The 19,538-nt window shown below is 67.4% G+C and carries 22 protein-coding genes; 13 read left to right on the plus strand and 9 right to left on the minus strand.

The features are described from left to right. Positions 1-151 precede the first annotated feature (151 nt). The 6 genes from EPO41_RS25195 (at position 152) to EPO41_RS25220 (ending at position 5,730) form a co-directional block, all read left to right on the plus strand. The gene (locus EPO41_RS25195) at positions 152-1,000 is read left to right on the plus strand and encodes a DeoR/GlpR family DNA-binding transcription regulator (RefSeq protein WP_296331483.1); all 849 of its coding nucleotides are present in this window, start codon (positions 152-154) and stop codon (positions 998-1,000) included. A 7-nt stretch (positions 1,001-1,007) separates the two neighbouring features. Next, on the plus strand, positions 1,008-2,015 hold the full coding sequence (locus EPO41_RS25200) for an extracellular solute-binding protein (protein WP_296331754.1): 1,008 nt from the start codon (positions 1,008-1,010) through the stop codon (positions 2,013-2,015). Positions 2,016-2,231: 216 nt separating this feature from the next. Then, entirely contained in the window at positions 2,232-3,050 is an 819-nt protein-coding gene (locus tag EPO41_RS25205) for an ABC transporter permease (RefSeq protein ID WP_296331485.1), read from the plus strand. A 1-nt stretch (position 3,051) separates the two neighbouring features. Beyond that, positions 3,052-3,858, plus strand: coding sequence for an ABC transporter permease subunit (locus EPO41_RS25210; protein WP_296331487.1), 807 nt, complete (start codon positions 3,052-3,054; stop codon positions 3,856-3,858). Continuing rightward, positions 3,855-4,901 carry an ABC transporter ATP-binding protein gene (locus EPO41_RS25215; RefSeq protein ID WP_296331489.1) on the plus strand — a complete coding sequence of 349 codons (1,047 nt, stop codon included), beginning with the start codon at positions 3,855-3,857 and terminating at the stop codon, positions 4,899-4,901. The genes EPO41_RS25210 and EPO41_RS25215 overlap by 4 nt, the downstream gene beginning before the upstream one ends. Positions 4,902-4,911: 10 nt before the next feature. Further along, the gene (locus tag EPO41_RS25220) at positions 4,912-5,730 is read left to right on the plus strand and encodes a phosphodiesterase (protein ID WP_296331490.1); all 819 of its coding nucleotides are present in this window, start codon (positions 4,912-4,914) and stop codon (positions 5,728-5,730) included. Here the strand turns inward: EPO41_RS25220 and EPO41_RS25225 are convergent. After that, positions 5,727-6,635: an AraC family transcriptional regulator gene (locus EPO41_RS25225; protein WP_296331492.1), complete on the minus strand. Its 909-nt coding sequence runs from the start codon at positions 6,633-6,635 to the stop codon at positions 5,727-5,729. The two genes, EPO41_RS25220 and EPO41_RS25225, sit on opposite strands and share 4 nt — an antisense overlap. Positions 6,636-6,730: 95 nt before the next feature. Here EPO41_RS25225 and EPO41_RS25230 point away from each other — a divergent pair, with 95 nt between their 5' ends. Continuing rightward, complete coding sequence (locus EPO41_RS25230) at positions 6,731-7,570, plus strand: SDR family oxidoreductase (protein WP_296331494.1); 840 nt, start codon at positions 6,731-6,733, stop codon at positions 7,568-7,570. On the opposite strand, the gene def is transcribed toward EPO41_RS25230, so the two are convergent. Both def and argB read right to left on the minus strand, forming a co-directional pair. Then, positions 7,567-8,139, minus strand: a complete 573-nt coding sequence (def, locus tag EPO41_RS25235; protein ID WP_296331496.1) for a peptide deformylase — start codon at positions 8,137-8,139, stop codon at positions 7,567-7,569. The genes EPO41_RS25230 and def overlap by 4 nt on opposite strands. 37 nt (positions 8,140-8,176) lie before the next feature. Further along, entirely contained in the window at positions 8,177-9,091 is a 915-nt protein-coding gene (gene argB / locus EPO41_RS25240) for an acetylglutamate kinase (RefSeq protein ID WP_296331497.1), read from the minus strand. A 116-nt stretch (positions 9,092-9,207) separates the two neighbouring features. Between argB and EPO41_RS25245 the strand changes: the two genes are divergently transcribed. Further along, positions 9,208-9,894 (plus strand): 2OG-Fe(II) oxygenase, encoded by a 687-nt coding sequence (locus tag EPO41_RS25245; protein WP_296331499.1) that lies wholly within the window; start codon positions 9,208-9,210, stop codon positions 9,892-9,894. 66 nt (positions 9,895-9,960) lie between these two features. Here EPO41_RS25245 and yihA read toward each other — a convergent pair whose 3' ends face one another. Genes yihA through rpmH form a run of 5 tightly spaced genes read right to left on the minus strand, consistent with a single transcriptional unit; the run spans position 9,961 to position 13,337 of the window. Further along, a complete protein-coding gene (gene yihA, locus EPO41_RS25250) occupies positions 9,961-10,626 on the minus strand; it encodes a ribosome biogenesis GTP-binding protein YihA/YsxC (RefSeq protein ID WP_296331501.1) in 666 nt (221 codons plus the stop codon). Further along, positions 10,626-12,452 (minus strand): membrane protein insertase YidC, encoded by a 1,827-nt coding sequence (gene yidC / locus EPO41_RS25255; RefSeq protein ID WP_296331503.1) that lies wholly within the window; start codon positions 12,450-12,452, stop codon positions 10,626-10,628. The genes yihA and yidC overlap by 1 nt, the downstream gene beginning before the upstream one ends. A gap of 24 nt (positions 12,453-12,476) precedes the next feature. Beyond that, on the minus strand, positions 12,477-12,743 hold the full coding sequence (yidD, locus tag EPO41_RS25260) for a membrane protein insertion efficiency factor YidD (RefSeq protein ID WP_296331505.1): 267 nt from the start codon (positions 12,741-12,743) through the stop codon (positions 12,477-12,479). Positions 12,744-12,795: 52 nt separating this feature from the next. Then, a complete protein-coding gene (rnpA, locus tag EPO41_RS25265; RefSeq protein ID WP_296331507.1) occupies positions 12,796-13,197 on the minus strand; it encodes a ribonuclease P protein component in 402 nt (133 codons plus the stop codon). A gap of 5 nt (positions 13,198-13,202) precedes the next feature. Further along, on the minus strand, positions 13,203-13,337 hold the full coding sequence (gene rpmH / locus EPO41_RS25270) for a 50S ribosomal protein L34 (RefSeq protein WP_068199953.1): 135 nt from the start codon (positions 13,335-13,337) through the stop codon (positions 13,203-13,205). A gap of 115 nt (positions 13,338-13,452) precedes the next feature. On the opposite strand from rpmH, the gene EPO41_RS25275 reads away from it, so the two are divergent. The 4 genes from EPO41_RS25275 (at position 13,453) to EPO41_RS25290 (ending at position 17,739) form a co-directional block, all read left to right on the plus strand. Beyond that, a complete protein-coding gene (locus tag EPO41_RS25275) occupies positions 13,453-14,100 on the plus strand; it encodes a glutathione S-transferase family protein (protein ID WP_296331509.1) in 648 nt (215 codons plus the stop codon). 65 nt (positions 14,101-14,165) lie between these two features. Then, positions 14,166-14,873, plus strand: coding sequence for a TVP38/TMEM64 family protein (locus tag EPO41_RS25280; protein WP_296331511.1), 708 nt, complete (start codon positions 14,166-14,168; stop codon positions 14,871-14,873). 1 nt (position 14,874) lies between these two features. Next, positions 14,875-16,299 (plus strand): FAD-dependent oxidoreductase, encoded by a 1,425-nt coding sequence (locus tag EPO41_RS25285; RefSeq protein WP_296331513.1) that lies wholly within the window; start codon positions 14,875-14,877, stop codon positions 16,297-16,299. A gap of 9 nt (positions 16,300-16,308) precedes the next feature. Beyond that, positions 16,309-17,739 (plus strand): HAMP domain-containing sensor histidine kinase, encoded by a 1,431-nt coding sequence (locus EPO41_RS25290; protein ID WP_296331515.1) that lies wholly within the window; start codon positions 16,309-16,311, stop codon positions 17,737-17,739. Between the two features lie 9 nt (positions 17,740-17,748). Here the strand turns inward: EPO41_RS25290 and EPO41_RS25295 are convergent, their stop codons facing one another. Beyond that, entirely contained in the window at positions 17,749-18,498 is a 750-nt protein-coding gene (locus EPO41_RS25295) for a DUF1499 domain-containing protein (RefSeq protein WP_296331518.1), read from the minus strand. An 88-nt stretch (positions 18,499-18,586) separates the two neighbouring features. Here EPO41_RS25295 and EPO41_RS25300 point away from each other — a divergent pair, with 88 nt between their 5' ends. Next, positions 18,587-19,468 carry an EamA family transporter gene (locus EPO41_RS25300; protein WP_296331520.1) on the plus strand — a complete coding sequence of 294 codons (882 nt, stop codon included), beginning with the start codon at positions 18,587-18,589 and terminating at the stop codon, positions 19,466-19,468. The last annotated feature ends 70 nt before the right edge of the window (positions 19,469-19,538 follow it).

Below are 19,538 nucleotides of genomic sequence, written 5' to 3' on the forward strand. Positions count from 1 at the left end.
TCCAGGATCCTGCAAATAAACGAAACAGACGAGATAAACGAAACAAACGAAACGGAAAAAGCGACTCCCGGCCACGCTCGCTTGACGACACCGAATGTTCATATGAAAGTCATATGAACGAAAACAACGGCCTGCAGAGTTCATTCGAACCATGCAGATCGATCGGGACAGGAAACGGGCTCAGGATCCGGGAATGCAGGCGGAAGAACGCGCCCGCGCCATCGTCGAACGCGTCCGCGGGGACGGTTTCCAGGCGATAGAGGCGCTTGCCCTCCAGTTCGGCGTCACGCCGCAGACGATCCGCCGCGACGTCAACCTGCTCTGCGACCGCGGCCTGCTGCGCCGGCGCCATGGCGGCGTCGAGCTGCCGCCCGAGGGCGAGAACCTCGCCTATCCCGCCCGCCAGGTGCTGAACATCGACGCCAAGCGCCGCATCGCCCGGCTGGTGGCGCGGGAGGTGCCGGACGGCGCCTCGCTGTTCTTCGGCATCGGCACGACGCCCGAGCAATGCGCGCTGGCGCTGGCCGACCATGCCGGGCTGCGGGTCATGACCAACAACCTCAATGTCGCGCTGGCGCTGAGCCGCAGCGCCTCCTGCGAGATCACCGTCGCCGGCGGCCGCCTGCGCAACCTCGACCGCGACGTGGTGGCGGGCGAGGCGCACGGCTTCTTCGGCCGCTTCGCCGCCGACATCGGCATCTACGGCGTCGGCGGCGTCGCCGAGGACGGCACCCTGCTCGACTTCAGCACCGACGAGGTGACGATGCGCAGCGCGCTCGCCGCCCACTGCCGCCAGCGCTTCCTGGTCCTCGATCATTCCAAGTTCGGCCGCGGCGGCACGGTGCGGGGCGGCACCATCACCGAGGCGAGCGCCGTCTTCACCGATCGTCCGGTGCCGGCCGCCATCGCCCGGCAATTGAGCGAGGCCGGGGTCCGGCTCGTCACCTGGTCCGATGAAACCGCGTCCAGCGAATCGACAAGTCAAACAAGGAGGGGTTGATCTCATGTTGAAGAAACTGGCCATCGTGGCCGCCCTGGGCCTCGCCGCCTTCGGCACCGTCACCGGCGCCGCCGCCCAGCAGCGGGCCATCTGCTACAACTGCCCGCCGGAATGGGCCGACTGGGGTTCGCAGCTCAAGGCCATCCAGGCGAAGCTCGGCATCACCGTGCCGCCGGACAACAAGAACTCAGGCCAGGCCATCGCCGCGCTGATCGCGGAGAAGGGCAGCCCGGTGGCCGATGTCACCTATCTCGGCGGCATCGCGGCCGACCCGGCCAAGGATGCCGGCGTTCTGACGCCCTACAAGCCGAAGAACTGGGAGAAGATCCCGGCCGACCTCAAGGACCCGGATGGCAACTGGTTCACCATCCACTCCGGCACGCTCGGCCTGTTCGTGAACAAAGCCGCACTCGGCAACAAGCCGGTGCCGCAGAGCTGGGCCGACCTGCTGAAGCCCGAATACAAGGGCCTGGTCGGCTATCTCGATCCGACCTCGGCCGCCGTCGGCCAGCTCGGCGTGATGGCCATCAACCTGGCACTGGGCGGCACCTACGACAATCTCGATCCGGCCATCAAGTTCTTCAAGGAGCTGGCCAAGAACCAGCCGATCGTGCCGAAGCAGACCTCGTACGCCCGCGTGATCTCGGGCGAGATCCCGATCCTGCTCGACTACGACTTCAACGCCTATCGCGGCCAGCACACCGACAAGGCGCCGGTGCAGTTCGTCATCCCGAAGGAGGGCACCCTGGTGTTCCCCTACGTGATGGCGCTGGTGAACAAGGGCCCGAATGCCGAGAACGGCAAGAAGGTGCTCGACTTCGTCCTGTCCGACGACAGCCAGGCGATGTGGGGCAACGCCTATCTGCGCCCGGTCTTCGCCGATCGGCTCTCGGCCGAGGCCAAGGCCAAGTTCCTGCCCGACGCGGAATATGCCCGCGCCAAGCCGGTCGACCTGAAGAACCTCGCCAAGGCACAGCCGCAGATCGTCGAGCGCTACCGCAAGGAAGTGAACTGACGTCCAGCACGGAACGGCGGGGCGGTTTCAGGGCCGCCCCGCCGTTCCAATCTGACCAACCCCGTCGTCTCGACCGGAGCACCGAAGGTGCGGAGCGGAGAGACCTTCTCTCCACCAAAAGCCGGCAAATCGTGGAGAGAAGGTCTCTCCGCTCCGCGCTGCGCGCTCCGGTCGAGACGACGGAGTTTGATATCGAGCTCTGAGGACTACGAGCAAATGCGGCATGAAACCCGCCGACTGATCCTTCTGCTGCTGCCGGCCGGCATCGTCTTCGCGGCGTTCTTCCTGCTGCCGATGGCGCGGCTGTTCTTTATAGGCGGCAGTGGCAAGACCGGCTGGGCGGCCTATGCCGCCATCCTCACCGATTCCCTCTATCTCGACAGTCTGTTCTCGACCCTCGGCGTGGCGGCCGCGACGACGGCGGCGACGCTTGTCATCAGCGGCATCTCCGGCGTGTTCCTGCAGCGGCACAAGTTTCCCGGCAATGCCCTCCTCGTATCGATGCTGACCTTTCCGCTGGCTTTCCCCGGCGTCGTCATCGGTTTCATGGTGATCATGCTGGCCGGCCGCCAGGGGCTGATCGGCCAGGTGACGCAGGCGCTGACCGGCGAGAAGCTTGTCTTCGCCTACACGCTGTCCGGCCTGTTCATGGGCTACGTCTACTTCTCGATCCCGCGCACCATCCTCACCGTGATGGCGGCCGCCGAGAAACTCGACCCCAAGCTCGAGGAGGCAGCGCGGTCGCTCGGCGCCTCGCCGTGGCGCGTGCTGCTGGATGTCATCATCCCGGGCCTGAAGCCCGCCTTCATCTCCGCGGGCGCGATCTGTTTTGCGACGGCGGTCGGCGCGTTCGGCACCGCCTTCACGCTCGCCGCCAGGATCAACGTGCTGCCGATGGTGATCTATACCGAGTTCACCCTGTCGGCGAACATCGCCATGGCGGCGGCGCTGAGCTTCGTGCTGGGCATCGTCACCTGGCTGGTGCTGGCGCTGGCGCGCACGGCCGCCGGTTCCAGCGTTGCAGCGGCGGGCTGACATGAAGCGCCGCGGTCTCTTCTACCTCCAGCTCGGTTTCACCCTGCTGGTCTGCGCCTTCCTGGTGGTGCCGGTGATCCTGTCGATCATGGCCGGCCTCACCGTGAACTACTTCGTCGGCATCGAGAGCGGCCTCACCCTGCGCTGGGTCATGGAAGTGTGGAACGGCTATCGCGACACGATCTTCCTCTCGATCGGGCTGTCGCTCGCCTGCCTCGCCGTGACGCTGGTGATCGGCGTGCCGGCCGCCTACGTGCTGGCCAAGCGGCAGACCGCGCTCACGCGGGCGCTGGAAGAAATGCTTGTGCTGCCGGTGGCGGTGCCGGGGCTCGCGACCGCGCTGGCGCTGATCGTGACCTATGGCAGCCTCTCGGGCTTCCGCACCTCGTGGGCCTTCATCCTGGTGGGCCACGTGCTCTTCACCCTGCCCTTCATGGTGCGCAGCGTGCTGGCGGTGCTGAGCGCCATCGACCTCAGGACGCTCGAAGAGGGCGCGGCATCGCTCGGCGCCGGCTTCTGGCCGCGCTTCCGCGACATCGTGTTGCCGAACTGCCGGCAAGGCATCCTCGCCGGCTCGCTGATGGTCGTGACCCTGTCGATGGGCGAATTCAACATGACCTGGCTGCTGCACACGCCCTTCACCAAGACGCTGCCCGTGGGCCTCGCCGATGCCTATGCCTCGCTGCGGCTCGAAGTCGGCAGTGCCTACACCCTCGTCTTCTTCCTGATGATCATGCCGCTCCTGCTGGCGCTGCAGGCTTTCGCCAAGCCGCGCCCGGCGAAGTTCGTGGCAGAGGATGCCGAATGACCGACACCGCCAAACCCGTCTCCATTTCGCTCGCGAACTGCGCCAAGACCTTCGCCGACGGCACGCGCGCGCTGGAGCCGCTCGATCTTGCCATCCATGCCGGTGAGACCGTCGTCTTCCTCGGCCCGTCGGGCTGCGGCAAGACGACGACGTTGCGCATCATCGCCGGGCTCGAGGAGCCCGATGCCGGCGGCAAGGTCCTGTTCGACGGGGTCGACGTCACACACCTGCCGATCGAGCAGCGCAACGTCGGCATGGTTTTCCAGTCCTATGCGCTGTTCCCCAACATGACGGTGGCGGGGAACGTCGGCTATGGCCTGCGCATCCGCAAGGTGCCCGAGGCCGAGATCAAGGCGCGCGTCTCGGAGATGCTGGCGATGATGCAGATCACGCGACTCGCGGACCGCCGCATCGACCAGCTCTCGGGCGGCCAGCGCCAGCGCGTGGCGCTGGCCCGTGCCATTGCCGTGCGGCCGCGCGCCCTGCTGCTGGACGAGCCGCTGACCGCGCTGGACGCCAAGCTGCGCGACACGCTGCGCCTGGAGATCGATTCGCTGCTGCGGTCGCTCGGCATCACGGCGATCTATGTGACGCACGACCAGGCCGAGGCGATGGCGCTGGGCGACCGCATCGTCGTCATGGAACACGGCCGGGTCGCGCAGATCGGCAAGCCGCGCGAGATCTACCAGCGCCCCGCCACGCGCTTCGTCGCCGAGTTCATCGGCACGATGAACCGCCTGACCGGCTCGGTGCGCAACGGCACCTTCACCTGCAGGGCGGGCGGCGTCGCCTGGGCGCAAGCGCCGGCCGCCGCCACCGAGATCCTGTTCCGGCCCGAGGACATCCGCGTCGTCGAGAGCGGCGAGGCGACCGGGCTGAGCGGCACGGTCGCGGCCGCGTTCTTCCTGGGCGACCGTACGCGCCTGTTCGTGGATGTGGGCGAGGCGCAGCCGCTGGTGATCGAAAGCACCGCGCGGCGCGACTTCAGCCATGGCGACCCGGTGGGGCTCGCCATCGACCCGCGTGGCCTGCTGGTGTTGTGAGGAGTCTGCCATGCTGATCGCCCAGATCACCGACACCCATATCAAGCTACCGGGCAAGCTCGCCTACCGGAAGGTCGACACCGCGGGCATGCTGCGGCGCTGCGTGCAGGAGCTGCTGGCGCTGAGCCCGCAGCCCGACATCGTCCTGCTGACCGGCGACCTGGTCGATCTCGGACGACCGGAAGAATACGATCACCTGAAGTCGATCCTGGCACCGATCAAACAGCGCATCATCGCCATCCCCGGCAATCACGACGAGCGCGAGGCAATGCGCGCGGCCTTCCGCGACGGCGGCTACCTGCCGGCGATGGGGAAGTTCCTCCAGTTTGCGATCGACGATTATCCGCTGCGCCTCATCGGCCTCGACACGCTGATTCCCGGACAGGGTGGCGGCGAGCTCTGCAAGGAGCGGCTCGACTGGCTCGACCGTACGCTGGCCGACCGGACCGACGTGCCCACCCTGGTGATGATGCATCACCCGCCCTTCGCCACCGGCATCGGCCACATGGACAAGATAGGCCTTTTGGGGCGCGAGGCCTTTGCCGACATCGTGGCGCGTCACCGCCAGGTAGAACTCATCCTGTGCGGCCATCTCCATCGCACGATCCACGCCCAGGTTGGCGGCCGGCCCGTCCTGACCTGCCCCAGCCCCGCGCACCAGGTCGCGCTCGACATCCATCCCGATGCCCCGAGCCGCTTCCGCATGGAGCCGCCGGGTTTCATGCTTCACTGGTGGAACGACGGCCAGCTCGTCACCCATCCCGCCGTCATCGGCGACTATGACGGCCCCTATCCGTTCTTCGACGCCGACGGCAAGCTGATCGACTAGGCAGCCTCTCGACGTGCGCGTGCGAACGCGCCGGGAGAGATACCGGTCCGGCGGCGGAAGGCCGTGCTGAAGGCGCTGGCGGATTCGTAACCGATCTCTTCGGCGAGACGATCGAGCGACTTGGAGCCGCGACCGAGCGCGTCCTGCGCGAGCGCCATTCGCCAGCGCAGGAGATACTCCATCGGCGCGCAGCCCAGCGCCTGGGTGAAACGGGCAGCAAAGGCCGAGCGCGACATGCCGGCGTGGCGCGCAAGGTCCGCGACCGTCCAGCCGCCGCGCACGTCCTGGTGCATGGCGCGCAGGGCGCCGGCCAGCGCCGGATCGCGCAGCCCCGCCAGTAAACCCGCCGGCAGCGTATCGGCCTCGACGCCCGGTCGACGCAGGCATTCGACCAGCATGACCTCGAGCAGGCGCTGCAGGATCATCTCGCGACCGGGCTGGTCGGCCTCACATTCCTCGCGCAGCAGATGGACGAGGCGCGCGAGGCGGGTCGTATCGCCTTCGGCGGCGCGGACATGGATCATGCGCGGTAGCAGACCCGTCAGCAGAGCGGCGTTGACCGGCTCGATCCGGAAGGCGCCGCCCAGCATCTGCACGTCGGGCTCACCGTCGGGATCACCATGCCGGACCGGCGCGTCCGAGGGCTCGACCCGCGTGCAGGCGACTCCGGGATGGCTGAACAGAGCGAAGGCGGGGGTTGCAGGCAGCAGCACGAAGTCGCCGCGCTCGAGCAACACCGGCTCGCCGCCGTCGAGCGCCAGCCAGCACCGGCCATCGAGGACCAGGGCAAAGCCTGGCTGTTCGTAGGCGGCGTACCGCACACCCCAGCGTCCCCGGCCGGTGATCGGCTTCGACAGGGCTGCATGGGGTCGCAACAGCCCGATGACGTCGCTGAAGGGATCCATTTTGGACGATCTGTAATTAACCATGGTCTTCAGATTATATATAATCTGAAATGGATGGCTATCCTGGGCCCGTCGAACAGCCAACGGAGCATCACATGGCCCAGACAGTTCTCATCACCGGCACTTCATCCGGCTACGGCAAGGCGATGGCCGAACTCTTCCTCGACCGCGGCTGGAACGTCCTGGCCACGATGCGGAAGCCGGATCCGGCGGTATTCGCGACCTCTTCGGCGCGGCTGAAGGTGCTTCCGCTCGACGTCACGGATGCCGGCAGCATCGACCGGGCCATCGCCGGCGGCCTCTCAGCCTTCGGCGCCATCGACGTGCTGGTGAACAATGCCGGCATCGGCCTCGCCTCGATCGTCGAAGCTACATCCGACGCAATCGTGCGCGAGATCTTCGAGACCAACACGTTCGGCGTCATCGCGACCTGTCGCGCCATCATCCCGCACATGCGCCGGCAGGGACACGGCACCATCGTCAACGTTACGTCGAGCGTTACGCTGGGCGTCATGCCGCTGGTCGCGGTCTATGCCGCCAGCAAGTGCGCCGTCGAGGGTTTTACGGAATCGCTCTCGTACGAACTCGGCGCCTTCGACGTCAGGGCGCGTCTGGTCGAGCCCGGCTACGCGCCGACCACCAACCTCACCGCCAACGGCGGCGCGCGCATGCAGGGCCTGTTCCCGGAAGAATACGCCGCCATCACACAGTCCTGCTTCGCGAACATGGCGAACTATCCCACGCCCTACTGCACCGAACTGGAAGTCGCCGAAGCGACCTTCGCGGCCGCGACGGCAAATGACGGCAGAATCCGTTTTCCGGCTGGCGCCGATTCGAAGCTCCTCGCCGAGCTGCGCTGGTCGACGTCGGAGGAGCACTATCTGAAGAAGATGCGGGAGATGTTCGGGCCGAAACCCGTAGGCGCCGCCGCCTAGATCGCAGGCTCCGCGTCCTTGGCCTTCGCCCTGGCGGGCCGGCCTTCGGCCGCGTCGCGTTCCTGTTCCTTCCGCGCCTTGAGGAGCTTGCGCAGGATCATGTTCCGCTTGAGGGCGGAGATGTGGTCGATGAACAGGATGCCGTCGAGATGGTCGATCTCGTGCTGGACGCAGGTCGCCAGCAGGCCGTCGCAGGCCAGTTCTTGGGTCTTGCCGTCGCGGTCGAGGTAGCGGACCGTCACCTTGGCCGGACGGACCACGTCGGAATAGTGGTCCGGTACCGAGAGGCAGCCTTCCTCGTAGGAGACGTCCTCGTCCGAAGCCTCGACGATCTCGGGATTGGCCATGAAGAGCGGGCCGGTCTTGGTATCCTCGCGGTCGATGTCGAGCACGATGACCCGCTTCAGGACGCCGATCTGCGGCGCGGCGAGGCCGATGCCCGGCGCGTCGTACATGGTCTCCAGCATGTCATCCATGAGCTGCCGCACGCCGGCGTCGACCGTCTCGACGGGCAGGGACTTCTTTTTCAGGCGTGGATCGGGCGCCGTGAGGATGGGCAGGAGAGCCATTGCGCCTAAATATGCAAGGAAATCGGGCTTTTCAAGGTCATGCGCGGCGGACCATCGTGCCCACGCCGGCCTCGGTGAAGACCTCGAGCAGGAGCGAATGGGGCACGCGGCCATCCATGATCACGGCGGCCTCCACGCCCGAGTTCACGGCGTCGATGCAGTTCTCGACCTTGGGGATCATGCCGCCGGAGATCGTGCCGTCGGCGATCAGGGCGCGCGCCTGCTCGATCGTCATGTCGGGAATTACCTTGCCCTCCTTGTCGAGGACGCCCGGCACGTCGGTCAGGAACAGGAGGCGTTTGGCCTTCATCGCGCCGGCGATGGCGCCGGCCGAGGTGTCGGCGTTGATGTTGTAGGTCAACTCGTCGTCGACGCCGAACCCGATCGGGGCGACGACCGGGATCACATCGGCCCGGCGTAGCTGCTCCAGTACCATGACGTTGATCTTGGCGGGCTCGCCCACCTGCTTCAGGTCGACCTTGAGCAGCTCGCCGGTCTTGGGATCGCGTATCTCGGTGACCTTCTTGGCCAGGATCAGGTTGCCGTCCTTGCCGCAGATGCCGACGGCGATGCCTCCGCATTCGTTGATGTCGGCCACGATCGCCTTGTTGATCGAGCCGGCCAGGACCATCTCGACGATCTCCATCGTCGCGGCGTCGGTAACGCGCAGCCCGTTCACGAAATTGCTCTTGATGCCGACCCGCTCCAGCATCTTGTTGATCTGCGGGCCGCCGCCATGGACGACAATCGGGTTCATGCCGACCTGCTTCATCAGCACCACGTCGCGGGCGACCAGGTCGCCAAGCTTCGGGTCGGTCATGGCATGGCCGCCATATTTCACGACGAAGGTGGCGTCGTTGTGCCGACGCATGTAGGGCAGCGCCTTGGAGATGGTCTCCGCCATGCGGATGAGCCGCTTCTGCTCCTTGTCGGGTTGAACCGGCTCGGCCATTTCCAGCATCTCCAGTTGAACGAAAGCCCTCTCCGCGCCGGGAGAGGGCCAAGGCGCATAATATATCAAGCGGGTCGCGGATAGAAGAACCGGCCCGACCGCGTCAGGATGTCCGCATGGCAGCCACACACGTTTTCGATAGCGAAACCCTGGCAGATCGCGGCTTCGCGGTAGCGCGCGGCCTGATCGGCGCCGACCAATGCCGCGCACTCGCCGCCCTGTGGCCCGAGAAGACCCTGTTCCGCAAGCACATCGTCATGCAGCGCCACGGCTACGGGCAGGGCGAGTACCAGTATTTCGCCTACGACCTGCCCGAGCCGGTCCAGCGGCTGCGCCAGGCGCTCTATCCGGCCTTGGCCGAAGTTGCGGACCGATGGAACGAGCAGCTCGGACGGCCCAGGCGCTTCCCCGCAACGCTGGATGCGTGGCTGCGCGAATGCCACGAAGTCGGCCAGAAGCGGCCGACGCCGCTGCTGCTGCGCTACGGGCTCGGCGACTACAACTGCCTGCATCGCGATCTCTACGGCGAGATGGTCTTCCCGCTGCAGGTCGTCGTGCTGCTGAGCGCGCCGGGCCGCGACTTCACCGGGGGCGAGTTCATGCTGGTCGAGCAGCGCCCGCGCATGCAGTCACGCGGCGAGGTCGTGCCTCTGGAACAGGGGGACGCCGCGATCTTCGCCGTGAACGAACGGCCGGCGAAGGGCGTGCGCGGCTGGCACCGCACCGCCCTGCGCCACGGCGTCTCGAGCCTGCGCAGCGGCGAGCGCTTCACGCTGGGTCTGATCTTCCACGACGCGGCTTAAATGTAGGCCCGTCGTCTCTCCACTACGCCTCGCTGCCGCGAGGCTCCGGCCGAGACGACGGAGTTTCTAAACCTGCGCGACGGCGAAGATCTCGGCGCGCAGTTCGGGAATCCCGAAGCCGGTCTCGCTGCTGGTCGGCAGGACCACGGGATGGGCGGCGCCGTGCTTGCGGGCCACGGCCTCGGCGGCCGCGACGGCGCGCGGCACATCGGCGGCGCGCAGATAGTCGGTCTTGGTGAGCAGGATCTGGTAGGAGACGGCGGCACTGTCGAGGTTGCGCATCGTCTCGCGATCACTCTCCTTCACCCCGTGACGGCCGTCGATCAGCACGAAGATGCGCATCAGGGTCGGCCGGCCGCGCAGATAGGCCGAGGCGAGGTCCTGCCACGTCTCCTTCATCGACCGCGAGACCTTGGCGAATCCGTAACCCGGCAGGTCGACCAGCATCAGCCGGTCGGCCAGGTTGAAGAAATTGACCTGCCGCGTGTGGCCGGGATTGGCCGAGACGCGCGCGAGCGTGCGCCGGCCGGTCAGCGCATTCACCAGGCTCGACTTGCCGACGTTGGAGCGGCCGGCGAAGGCCACTTCCGGCAGCGAGATGCCGGGCAGCGATTCGACCGACGCGGCCCCCGAGACGAAGTCGCAGGGACCCGCGAACAGCTTGCGGGCCGCCTCGATCTCTTCAGGGGAGCGGCGTTCCTCCTTCGTCTCGTCGGGCGACTTGTCCGGCATCAGACCTTCTTCTTGCCCGAGCCCTTGCCGCCCTTCTTGTCGACGGTCGGAGCCGCAGGCGCCGGCGCGGCCGCCACCGGCACCGCCTTGCCGCCGATCGGTGCGCCGTGGCGGCGCATGATCGTGTACTGCTGCGCGATCGAGAGCGTGTTGCTCCACGCCCAGTAGATCACCAGGCCGGCGGCGAAGGGCGCCAGCATGAAGGTGAACAGGATCGGCAGGAACTGGAACACGCGCGCCTGCACCGGATCGGTCGGCTGCGGGTTCAGCTTCTGCTGCAGGTACATCGTGACGCCCATGATCATGGGCCAGATGCCGATGTTGAAGAAGTGCAGGAACTGCGGAACGTCCCACGGGAACAGGCCGAAGCCGGTCAGGATCGTCAGCGGATCCGGCGCGGACAGGTCCTTGATCCAGCCGTAGAACGGCTGATGGCGCATCTCGATGGTGGTGTAGAGCACCTTGTAGAGCGCGAAGAACACCGGGATCTGCACCAGGATGGGCAGGCAGCCGGCAGCCGGGTTCACCTTCTCGCGGCGATAGAGCTGCATCAACTCCTGGTTCATGCGCTGGCGGTCCTCGCCATAGCGCTCCTTGAGCTTTTCCATCTCCGGCTGGAGCCGCTTCATCTTGCTCATCGCCGCGTAGGACTTGTTGGCCAGCGGGAAGAACACGGCCTTCACGATCACGGTCAGAACCAGGATCGACAGGCCGAAATTGCCGAGATGCACGTAGAGCCACTCGAGCAGCCAGAACAGCGGCTTGGTGAAGAACCAGAACCAGCCCCAGTCGATCGTGAGGTCGAATTTCTCGATGCCGTACTGGCTCTCATAGTCGGAAATCACCCGCACGATCTTCGCGCCGGCGAACAGCTTGGCATCCGTCGTGGTGTTGGCCCCGGGAGCGACCGTGACGCCGCTCGAGACATAGTCGATCTGGTACTTCACGTCGGCGCCAGCGCCGGTCTGCTTCAGCGAGACGTCGACCTTCGACTTCTGGTCGGGCACCAGCACGGACATCCAGTACTTGTCGGTGATGCCGACCCAGCCGCCCGTGGTGTTGATCTTCTGTTGCTTGTTGCCCTTGAAGTCGGAGTAGCTGAATTCCTTCAGCGTGCCGTTGAAGACGCCGTACGGGCCTTCATGAAGGATGTACATGCCCTCGTACTTCGGCTCGCCGTAGCGGACGATGAGGCTCCACGGGAACAGGGTCACCGGCTTATCGGTCTTGTTCTCGACGCTCTGCTTCACGTCGAACATGAAGAACTCGTCGATCGAGACGGTGAGGCCGAACACCAGGCCGTCGCCATTGTCCCAGGTGAGCTTGGCCGGCTTGCCGGGCGCGACGGTCGGCGCATCGGACGTCCACACCGTATCCGGGCCCGGCACCTTGAGGGCGGGATCGGAGGAGGACCAGCCGAACTCGGCGTAATAGGGATGCTCACTGCCGACCGGCGACAGGACGGGGACCGGCGGGCTCTTGGGATCGATGGTCTCGCGGTATTTGACGAGCTGCACGTCGTCGATGCGCGCGCCCTTCAGCGAGATCGAGCCGGTGAGCTCGGCGGTGTTGAAGGTGACGCGCGGCGTGAGCGCAACGGCTTCGCTGCGGCTGACCACCGGCTGCTGCGTCGGCGCGGCGCCCGGACCGGGTTGCGCGCCAGGTGTGCCAGGCTGGCCTGTCGGTGCGGCCGGCGCGCTGGACTGCGTCGTCGCCTGCTGCTGGGCCGTGTTGGTCGCCTGCTTGGACGGCGGGAACACCACCTGCCAGCCCACGATGATCAGCACCGAAAGGACGATGGCGACGATAAAATTCTTCTGATCCATTTGTCGGCGATCTTTCGTGGCGCGTCAGGAGCGCCGGGCGGGGTGACAGGAAAGCGGCGCGCGCGAGCGGGCGGCGGCCGGCGGAACGGGATCGTAGCCGCCGGCACCCCAGGGGCCGCAGCGGCACAGGCGATGGGCGGCGAGCCAGCTTCCCCTCAGCCCGCCATGCGTCGACAGCGCCTCGACCGCGTAGGCCGAGCACGAGGGCTCGTAGCGGCAGGCTCCGACGAAGAAGTAGGCGAGCGTGAGTTGGTAGAAGCGAATCGCGCCGCGCAGGACCTGGGACATCATGCGGCCCGGAAACTGGCGATTTAAGCGCCCCGGCGCAAGCTGCCAATGCACGTCATGGCGTCGCTATGGGCGCCACGACGGGTTTGGGGCCGGCCGGCGGCACGGCCAGCGCCTTGAGACGCCGCAGCGCCTCCTGCAACTCGGCCCGCATGGCGAGGAAGTCGCGGCCCAACGCACCCTGGCGACCCACGAGTACATAGTCATGGTCGGCCCGGGCCGCTTCCGGGATCACCTGGCGGGCGATCTCGCGCAGACGGCGACGGACCCGGTTGCGCACCACGGCATTGCCGACCTTGCGGCTGACCGTGAAGCCGACCCGGATGGCCGGAAAAGCAAGTTCGGGAGGGGCGGGGGCGGTTTGCAGCACGAATCCGGGCATGGCGCATCGCCGCCCGGCCTGGACGCGCAGAAAGTCGCTACGATTCGGCAGACGCCCGAGGCGCGCCGCGGCCAATCGGACTAGGCCGACAGACGCTTGCGGCCGGACCGGCGGCGGTTCGCGATGACCTTGCGGCCACCGACGGTCGCCATACGGGACCGGAAGCCGTGCCGACGGGCGCGGACCAGCTTGCTCGGCTGATAGGTGCGTTTCATGACGCAACTCCTTAAAACACAACAAGGCCCCCGCCGCGGTGCACCGGGGGCGAATTCCGTGGGCGAGGGTAATAAGCGGCTGACCCTCCAGAGTCAACGCGCGCTAGGATGGGCCATGAGCCTCTTCCTTCACGGCTATCGCTACAGCGTCTACGTCCGGATCGTTCGCCTGGTCCTGGCGGAGAAGGGCGCGGCCTACGAACGGGTCGAGGTGAACCCGTTCGCTGCCGACGTCCCGGCCGAGTATCTGAGGCTGCATCCGTTCGGCCGGGTGCCGGCGCTCGTCCACGACGGCTTCGCCCTCTACGAGACCGGTGCCATCACCCGGTATGTCGATCGCGCCTTTCCCGGTCCAGCCCTCCAGCCCGAGGACCCGAAGCGGCTGGCGCGCATGGACCAGATCATGGGCGTTGTCGACGCCTACGCCTACTGGCCGCTGGTGCGACAGGTCTTCGTCCACGATGTCGTTCGACCCCATATGGGCACGGCGGGCGACGCCGCGGAACTGGAGAAGGGTCTCGCAGCCTCCGCGAAGGTGCTCGACGCGCTGGAGACCCTGGCCGCGGCCGATTCCTGGCTGACGGGCCCGGACATCTCCCTCGCCGACTTTCATCTCGGCGCGATGGTCGCCTACTTCGCGCAGTCGCCGCGCGGCACGCAGCTGCTCACGGCCCAGCCGCGTTTGTCGACCTGGTGGCAGCGCTTCAAGGCAAGACCGAGCGTCGTCGCCACGGATCCGGGCTTGCCAGTCACTCAGGCGTGACAGCATGTGCTTTGAGGATCGACCCCGCAGCGTCAATATCGAGGCGGGGCGAGACGAAAGGCCAGATGAACACATCGACACTGCGCCGGCTGCTGCCAGTGGCGATCCTGCTGGCGGGGCTGGCGACCTTCCTGCTGCTCGGGCTCGACCGCTATTTCTCCTTCGAGATGCTGGCCCGCCACAAGGCGACGGTGACGGCGTGGGTCGCCGCACATCGTTTGCCGGCGGCGCTCGCTTTCCTGCTGGCCTACGCGATCATGGTCGCGTTCTCGCTGCCCGTCGCCATGGTGGCGACGCCGGTGGGTGGTTTCCTGTTCGGCACCTGGGCTGGCGCCGGCCTGTCCGTGATCGGCGCGACCCTGGGTTCGATCGCCGTCTTTCTCGCCGCGCGATACGCGTTTCGCGATCTCTTCCGCGCCCGCGCCGGCACGAAACTGGCGCGTCTCGAGGACGGATTCCGGCACGACGATTTCAGCTATCTCCTCTTCCTGCGGCTCGTGCCGGTGTTTCCCTTCTGGCTGATCAACATCGTGCCGGCGCTGCTTGGCATGCCGATCCGGCGCTACGTCCTCGCGACGATGCTGGGCATCGTCCCGGCCTCCATCATCTATTCGGGCCTGGGCGCAGGCCTCGGCGCGATGCTGAAGCGGGGCGAGCAGCCCAATCTCGGCATCATCTTCGAATGGCATATCCTGCTGCCGCTGCTGGGACTTGCCGTGCTGGCGCTGCTGCCCGTCGTCTTCGCGCGCTGGCGCCGGCGGCGGTCCGCCTGAGATGAGCGGCCTGCTCACCCCCGACGTCTGCGTCGTCGGCGGCGGCTCGGCCGGCCTCGTGGTGGCGGCCGGCGCAGCGCAACTCGGCCTCGACGTCGTGCTGGTCGAGCGCGCGCTGATGGGCGGCGACTGTCTCAACTACGGTTGCGTGCCGTCGAAGGCATTGATCGCCGCAGCGAAGGCGGCGCAGGCGCAGCGCAGCGGCGCGGCCTTCGGCATCGCGCCGGTCGAGCCCGCCGTCGATTTCGGCAAGGTGATGGATCATGTCGCCGGCGTGATCGCGGCGATCGCGCCCAACGATTCGGTCGAGCGTTTCGAGAAGCTCGGCGTGCGCGTCCTGCCCGAAGAGGCGCGCTTCGTCGGCCGCACCGAATTGCAGGCCGGCCCCCATCGCATCCGCAGCAAGCGAATCGTCCTGGCGACGGGCTCCCGGCCCGCGTTGCCGCCGGTACCCGGCCTCACGGAGGTGCCGCACTTCACCAACGAGACGATCTTCGCCAATCGCGTCCTGCCCTCGCATCTCGTGGTGCTGGGCGGCGGCCCGATAGGGCTCGAGATGACGCAGGCCTTCCGGCGGCTGGGCTCGAAAGTCACCGTGCTGGAAGCGGCGACCTGTCTCGCCAAGGACGATCCGGAACTCGCCGCCATCGTCGCCGCGCGCCTGCGCGGCGAAGGTGTCGACCTGCGTGAGAAGACGCGCGCCACGAAGGTCGAGCGCACGGCCGAGGGAATCGCCGCCGTCCTGGACAGTGGCGCGCGGATCGAGGGCTCGCATCTGCTCGTCGCAACCGGCCGCACGCCCACCATCGACGGACTGGATCTCGATAAGGCCGGCGTTGCCCACGACAGGCGCGGCATCACGGTCGACGACTCGCTGCGCACCGCCAATCGCAACGTCTGGGCGATCGGCGATTGCAACGGCCGCTATGCCTTCACGCACATGGCGGGCCACGAGGCCTCGCTGTTCATCCGTGGCGCGTTGTTCCGCGCCCCGGCGAAGCTCGATCCCGCCATCGTGCCCTGGGCGACCTATACCGATCCGGAGCTGGCGCAGGTCGGCCTCAACGAACGCGACGCGCGAGCCCGGCACGGCGACGGCATCAGGGTCCTGCGCTGGAATTTCGCCGAGAACGATCGCGCACAGACCGAGCGCGAAACCGACGGGCTGTTGAAGGTGGTCACCGACGGACGCGGCCGCATCCTGGGGGCGGGCATCGCCGGACCGCAGGCCGGCGAGCTGATCCAGAGCTGGTGCCTCGCTCTTTCCGGCCGCCTCAGGATCTCGACGCTGGCAGGCTTCGTGCCTCCCTATCCGACACTGGGCGAGACCGCGAAGAGGGCCGCCGGCAGCTATTACACCGAGACGCTGTTCGGGCCGCGCACCCGCGGCCTGGTGCGATTTCTCGCCCGGTTGCCGGTCTGGTAGGCTAGCCGGATGAGCGCCGACGTCACCCTGCCGGCCCAGTCCGCCCGCCCCGCGCGCCGGCGATCTGCTACCTTCGGCCTGTCGTGGCGAATCCTGGGCCTCGTGATCGTCGCCGTGATGACGGCCGAGGTCGCGATCTTCCTTCCGTCGATCGCGCGCTTCCGGCTGGTCTATCTCGAGCAGCTGATCGAGAGCGGTACCCTGGCGGCGCTGGCCCTCGATGCCACGCCCGACAACATGGTGACGGAACAGGTGAAGGGGTCGCTGCTGGCGCACGCCCGTGTCGAGGCGGTCGTGCTGGTCGAACCGAACAAGCCCAAGCGCGCGCTGATGAACATCGAGCCGCGGCCCGAGATGCAGGGCTTCAACCTGAAGGATCGCGGGGCGCTCGGCCTGATCTGGGATGCGCTGGAAGCCATGGCGCGGGACGGTTCGCATTTCATCCGGGTGGGGGGCGAATCGATGCGCCTGCCCGGCGCCATGGTCTGGATCGTCGTCGACGAAATGCCGATGCGCGCCGCCATGTACGGCTACACGAGCCGCATCCTCGTCCTGTCGATCATCATCGCACTGTTCACCGCCGCCTTGCTCTATCTTGCGCTGCGCTGGCTGGTCATCCGGCCGCTGCAGGACCTCTCCCGCGCCATGATCGACTTTCGCCGCGCGCCGGAAGAGGCCGACACCGATCGCGCTCCGGTACAGCGCAACGACGAGATCGGCGTGGTCGACCGCGAATTCCAGCTCCTCCAGCGCGAGCTGCGGACCTCGCTGCGCCAGAAGTCGCGCCTTGCCGAGGTCGGCGCCGCGACCAACAAGATCAACCACGACCTGCGCAACATGCTCTCGACCGCGCGCCTGCTGTCGGACCGCCTGGCGCGCAGCGACAATGAGCGGACGCGCGCGCTGGCGCCCACCATCCTCAACACCATCGACCGCGCCGCCCGACTGGCCAGCGACGCCATCGAGTATGTCCGGGAGAAACCGTCGCCACGCCTTGCCGAAACCGACCTTGCCGACCTTGTCGACGAGGTTGGGATCGCGCTGCAGGAACAGGGCGAGGAGAAGGACCCCAACCTCCTGCGCACATGGGTCAACGAGATCGGCAACGGCAGCATCGCGCGCTGCGACCGCGACCTGCTCTACCGTGTGTTCGTCAATCTCGGGCGCAATGCCTTCGAGGCCGGGGCGACCAGCGTCACCATCCGCACCCGGCGCAGCGGCGGCTTCATGCTGGTCGAGGTTGCCGACAACGGACCGGGCATTCCCGCGGCGGTGGCCCGACAGCTCTTCCGGCCCTTCACCACCGGTGGCCGGCAGGGCGGCACCGGCCTCGGTCTCGCGATCGCGCGCGACCTGGTGCGCCTGCACGGCGGCGACATCACCCTGATCGAATCGAACGCCCAGGGCACGCTCTTCGGCTTCACCCTGCCGATTGCCTGAAGTCCTTCGTCATCCCTCGCTCTTCAGCCGGGCGATGAAGGTGCGGACGCGGTCGGCATTGCCGCCGAGATCGGCCTCGCCGATGCGGCTCTTCGAGCGGATGTCGACCCGGCTGCCGGTCCCCTGGGGGCGAATCCGGACGACGATATCGTCGCGAAAGCCGAACCACGGGCTGGTCACGACGGCTTCCAGGCGGCCGTCCGCCGGCACTCGCGCCACGATCTCCCAGTTGAGCCCGGTCGCCACCCGCTCGGCACGCTTGAAGGCCTCGGCCGGCGGCATGGCCAGCAGGACGGGTTCGATGTCGGGGAAGGCGGCGCGCTGGAGGCCGGCGTTCTCCTTCGGATAGGTCGGCGGATTGGGCGCCCCGCGCCGCAGTTGCGCCGTCGCCACGAGCGGCGGCGGATTGGCCGTGTCGGTCGTGATGTCGTTGATGGCCGGCCGCTGCTGCGCCTGCAGGAACCAGTGCAGCGGGACCCATGCGCCCGCGCCGCCGATCACGACGGCGAGGAAGGCGGCAACGCTGCCGCGGCGCCGGTCGCCGGGCCGCGCCGGAAGGATCGTGGCGAGTCCCAGCGCGACACCCGCGACCGCGAGGTAGAAGCCGTAACGGAAGACGGCGATGGCCGCCTCGATATCGAGGCCGAGATAGCGGTGCAGGGGTCCGGAACCGGCTACGATCAGCGAGCCGACGGTCGCTAAGATGAAGGCGATACGCGCCAGTCGATGACTGATCGGATTGGTCGGCCTAACGAACATCCAGGCTCCGCTGTAATGACATCGTAACCGTGAAATTCATCCAGCGCATCTTCTCGACAATCCTCGCTTCATTCTCTATGCGGCGGCGATGACGAAGACCGACACCGTGCGGCGCCGCGCCATGGCGGCCGGCCTGGTTTCCATCGGCCTGTGGAGTTCGCTGGCCCTGCTCTCGGTGCTGGCCGGCGCAATCCCGCCGTTCCAGATGGTCGCCATGACGTTCGCGGTCGGCGCCGCCATCGGCATCGTCCGCGCCCTGGCCAACGGGGTCGGCTGGGCCGGACTGGTCGGCTGGCCGCGGCGCGTCTGGCTGCTCGGGATCGGCGGGCTGTTCGGCTACCACGCCCTCTACTTCGCGGCCCTCCAGCTCGCCCCGCCGGCCGAGGCCAACCTGATCAACTACCTGTGGCCGCTGCTCATCGTGCTGCTCTCGGCGCCGCTGGCGGGCGAGCGGCTGGGCTGGACGCATCTCGCCGGCGCGGCGCTGGGCTTCGCGGGCGTCGTGCTGCTGGCCCTCGGCCGCGGCCTCGATTTCGCGGACAGCCACGCGCTGGGTTACCTGCTGGCGCTGGGCTGCGCTTTCGCCTGGTCGATCTATTCGGTGCTGTCGCGCCGCTTCGGAGAAACGCCGACCGACGCCATCGCCGCCTTCTGCGCCGCCTCGGCCCTGCTCTCGCTCGCCTGCCATCTCGCTTTCGAGCGCACCGTCTGGCCGGCGAGCGGGACGGCGTGGCTCGCCGTACTGGCGCTCGGCCTCGGCCCGGCCGGATCGGCGTTCTATTTCTGGGATCACGCGGTGAAACGCGGTGACATCCGCGCGCTGGGCGCGATCTCCTATGCGACGCCCATCCTGTCGACGGCGATCCTGATCGTCTTCGGCCTGGCCGAACCGACCGGCACGTTGATCGCGGCGGCGCTGCTGGTCACGGTCGGCGCCGTGCTGGCCTCGCACGAACTCTGGAAGCGTTAGGGCGCCAAGCGGCCTCATTGGAGCGCGCCACTCCAGTGGCGCTCATGAACATGATTGCGCCACTGGAGTG

The organism is Reyranella sp. (genome assembly GCF_004297265.1).
GTDB lineage: Bacteria > Pseudomonadota > Alphaproteobacteria > Reyranellales > Reyranellaceae > Reyranella.

What these genes read in the sequence shown, in the direction of transcription:
- EPO41_RS25195 (WP_296331483.1), top strand. Translation starts at nt 152, where the DNA reads ATGCAGATCGATCGGGACAGGAAACGGGCTCAGGATCCGGGAATGCAG.
- EPO41_RS25205 (WP_296331485.1), top strand. Translation starts at nt 2,232, where the DNA reads ATGCGGCATGAAACCCGCCGACTGATCCTTCTGCTGCTGCCGGCCGGC.
- EPO41_RS25210 (WP_296331487.1), top strand. Translation starts at nt 3,052, where the DNA reads ATGAAGCGCCGCGGTCTCTTCTACCTCCAGCTCGGTTTCACCCTGCTG.
- EPO41_RS25215 (WP_296331489.1), top strand. Translation starts at nt 3,855, where the DNA reads ATGACCGACACCGCCAAACCCGTCTCCATTTCGCTCGCGAACTGCGCC.
- EPO41_RS25220 (WP_296331490.1), top strand. Translation starts at nt 4,912, where the DNA reads ATGCTGATCGCCCAGATCACCGACACCCATATCAAGCTACCGGGCAAG.
- EPO41_RS25225 (WP_296331492.1), bottom strand. Translation starts at nt 6,635, where the DNA reads ATGGATCCCTTCAGCGACGTCATCGGGCTGTTGCGACCCCATGCAGCC.
- EPO41_RS25230 (WP_296331494.1), top strand. Translation starts at nt 6,731, where the DNA reads ATGGCCCAGACAGTTCTCATCACCGGCACTTCATCCGGCTACGGCAAG.
- def (WP_296331496.1), bottom strand. Translation starts at nt 8,139, where the DNA reads ATGGCTCTCCTGCCCATCCTCACGGCGCCCGATCCACGCCTGAAAAAG.
- argB (WP_296331497.1), bottom strand. Translation starts at nt 9,091, where the DNA reads ATGGCCGAGCCGGTTCAACCCGACAAGGAGCAGAAGCGGCTCATCCGC.
- EPO41_RS25245 (WP_296331499.1), top strand. Translation starts at nt 9,208, where the DNA reads ATGGCAGCCACACACGTTTTCGATAGCGAAACCCTGGCAGATCGCGGC.
- yihA (WP_296331501.1), bottom strand. Translation starts at nt 10,626, where the DNA reads ATGCCGGACAAGTCGCCCGACGAGACGAAGGAGGAACGCCGCTCCCCT.
- yidC (WP_296331503.1), bottom strand. Translation starts at nt 12,452, where the DNA reads ATGGATCAGAAGAATTTTATCGTCGCCATCGTCCTTTCGGTGCTGATC.
- yidD (WP_296331505.1), bottom strand. Translation starts at nt 12,743, where the DNA reads ATGATGTCCCAGGTCCTGCGCGGCGCGATTCGCTTCTACCAACTCACG.
- rpmH (WP_068199953.1), bottom strand. Translation starts at nt 13,337, where the DNA reads ATGAAACGCACCTATCAGCCGAGCAAGCTGGTCCGCGCCCGTCGGCAC.
- EPO41_RS25275 (WP_296331509.1), top strand. Translation starts at nt 13,453, where the DNA reads ATGAGCCTCTTCCTTCACGGCTATCGCTACAGCGTCTACGTCCGGATC.
- EPO41_RS25280 (WP_296331511.1), top strand. Translation starts at nt 14,166, where the DNA reads ATGAACACATCGACACTGCGCCGGCTGCTGCCAGTGGCGATCCTGCTG.
- EPO41_RS25285 (WP_296331513.1), top strand. Translation starts at nt 14,875, where the DNA reads ATGAGCGGCCTGCTCACCCCCGACGTCTGCGTCGTCGGCGGCGGCTCG.
- EPO41_RS25290 (WP_296331515.1), top strand. Translation starts at nt 16,309, where the DNA reads ATGAGCGCCGACGTCACCCTGCCGGCCCAGTCCGCCCGCCCCGCGCGC.
- EPO41_RS25295 (WP_296331518.1), bottom strand. Translation starts at nt 18,498, where the DNA reads ATGTTCGTTAGGCCGACCAATCCGATCAGTCATCGACTGGCGCGTATC.
- EPO41_RS25300 (WP_296331520.1), top strand. Translation starts at nt 18,587, where the DNA reads ATGACGAAGACCGACACCGTGCGGCGCCGCGCCATGGCGGCCGGCCTG.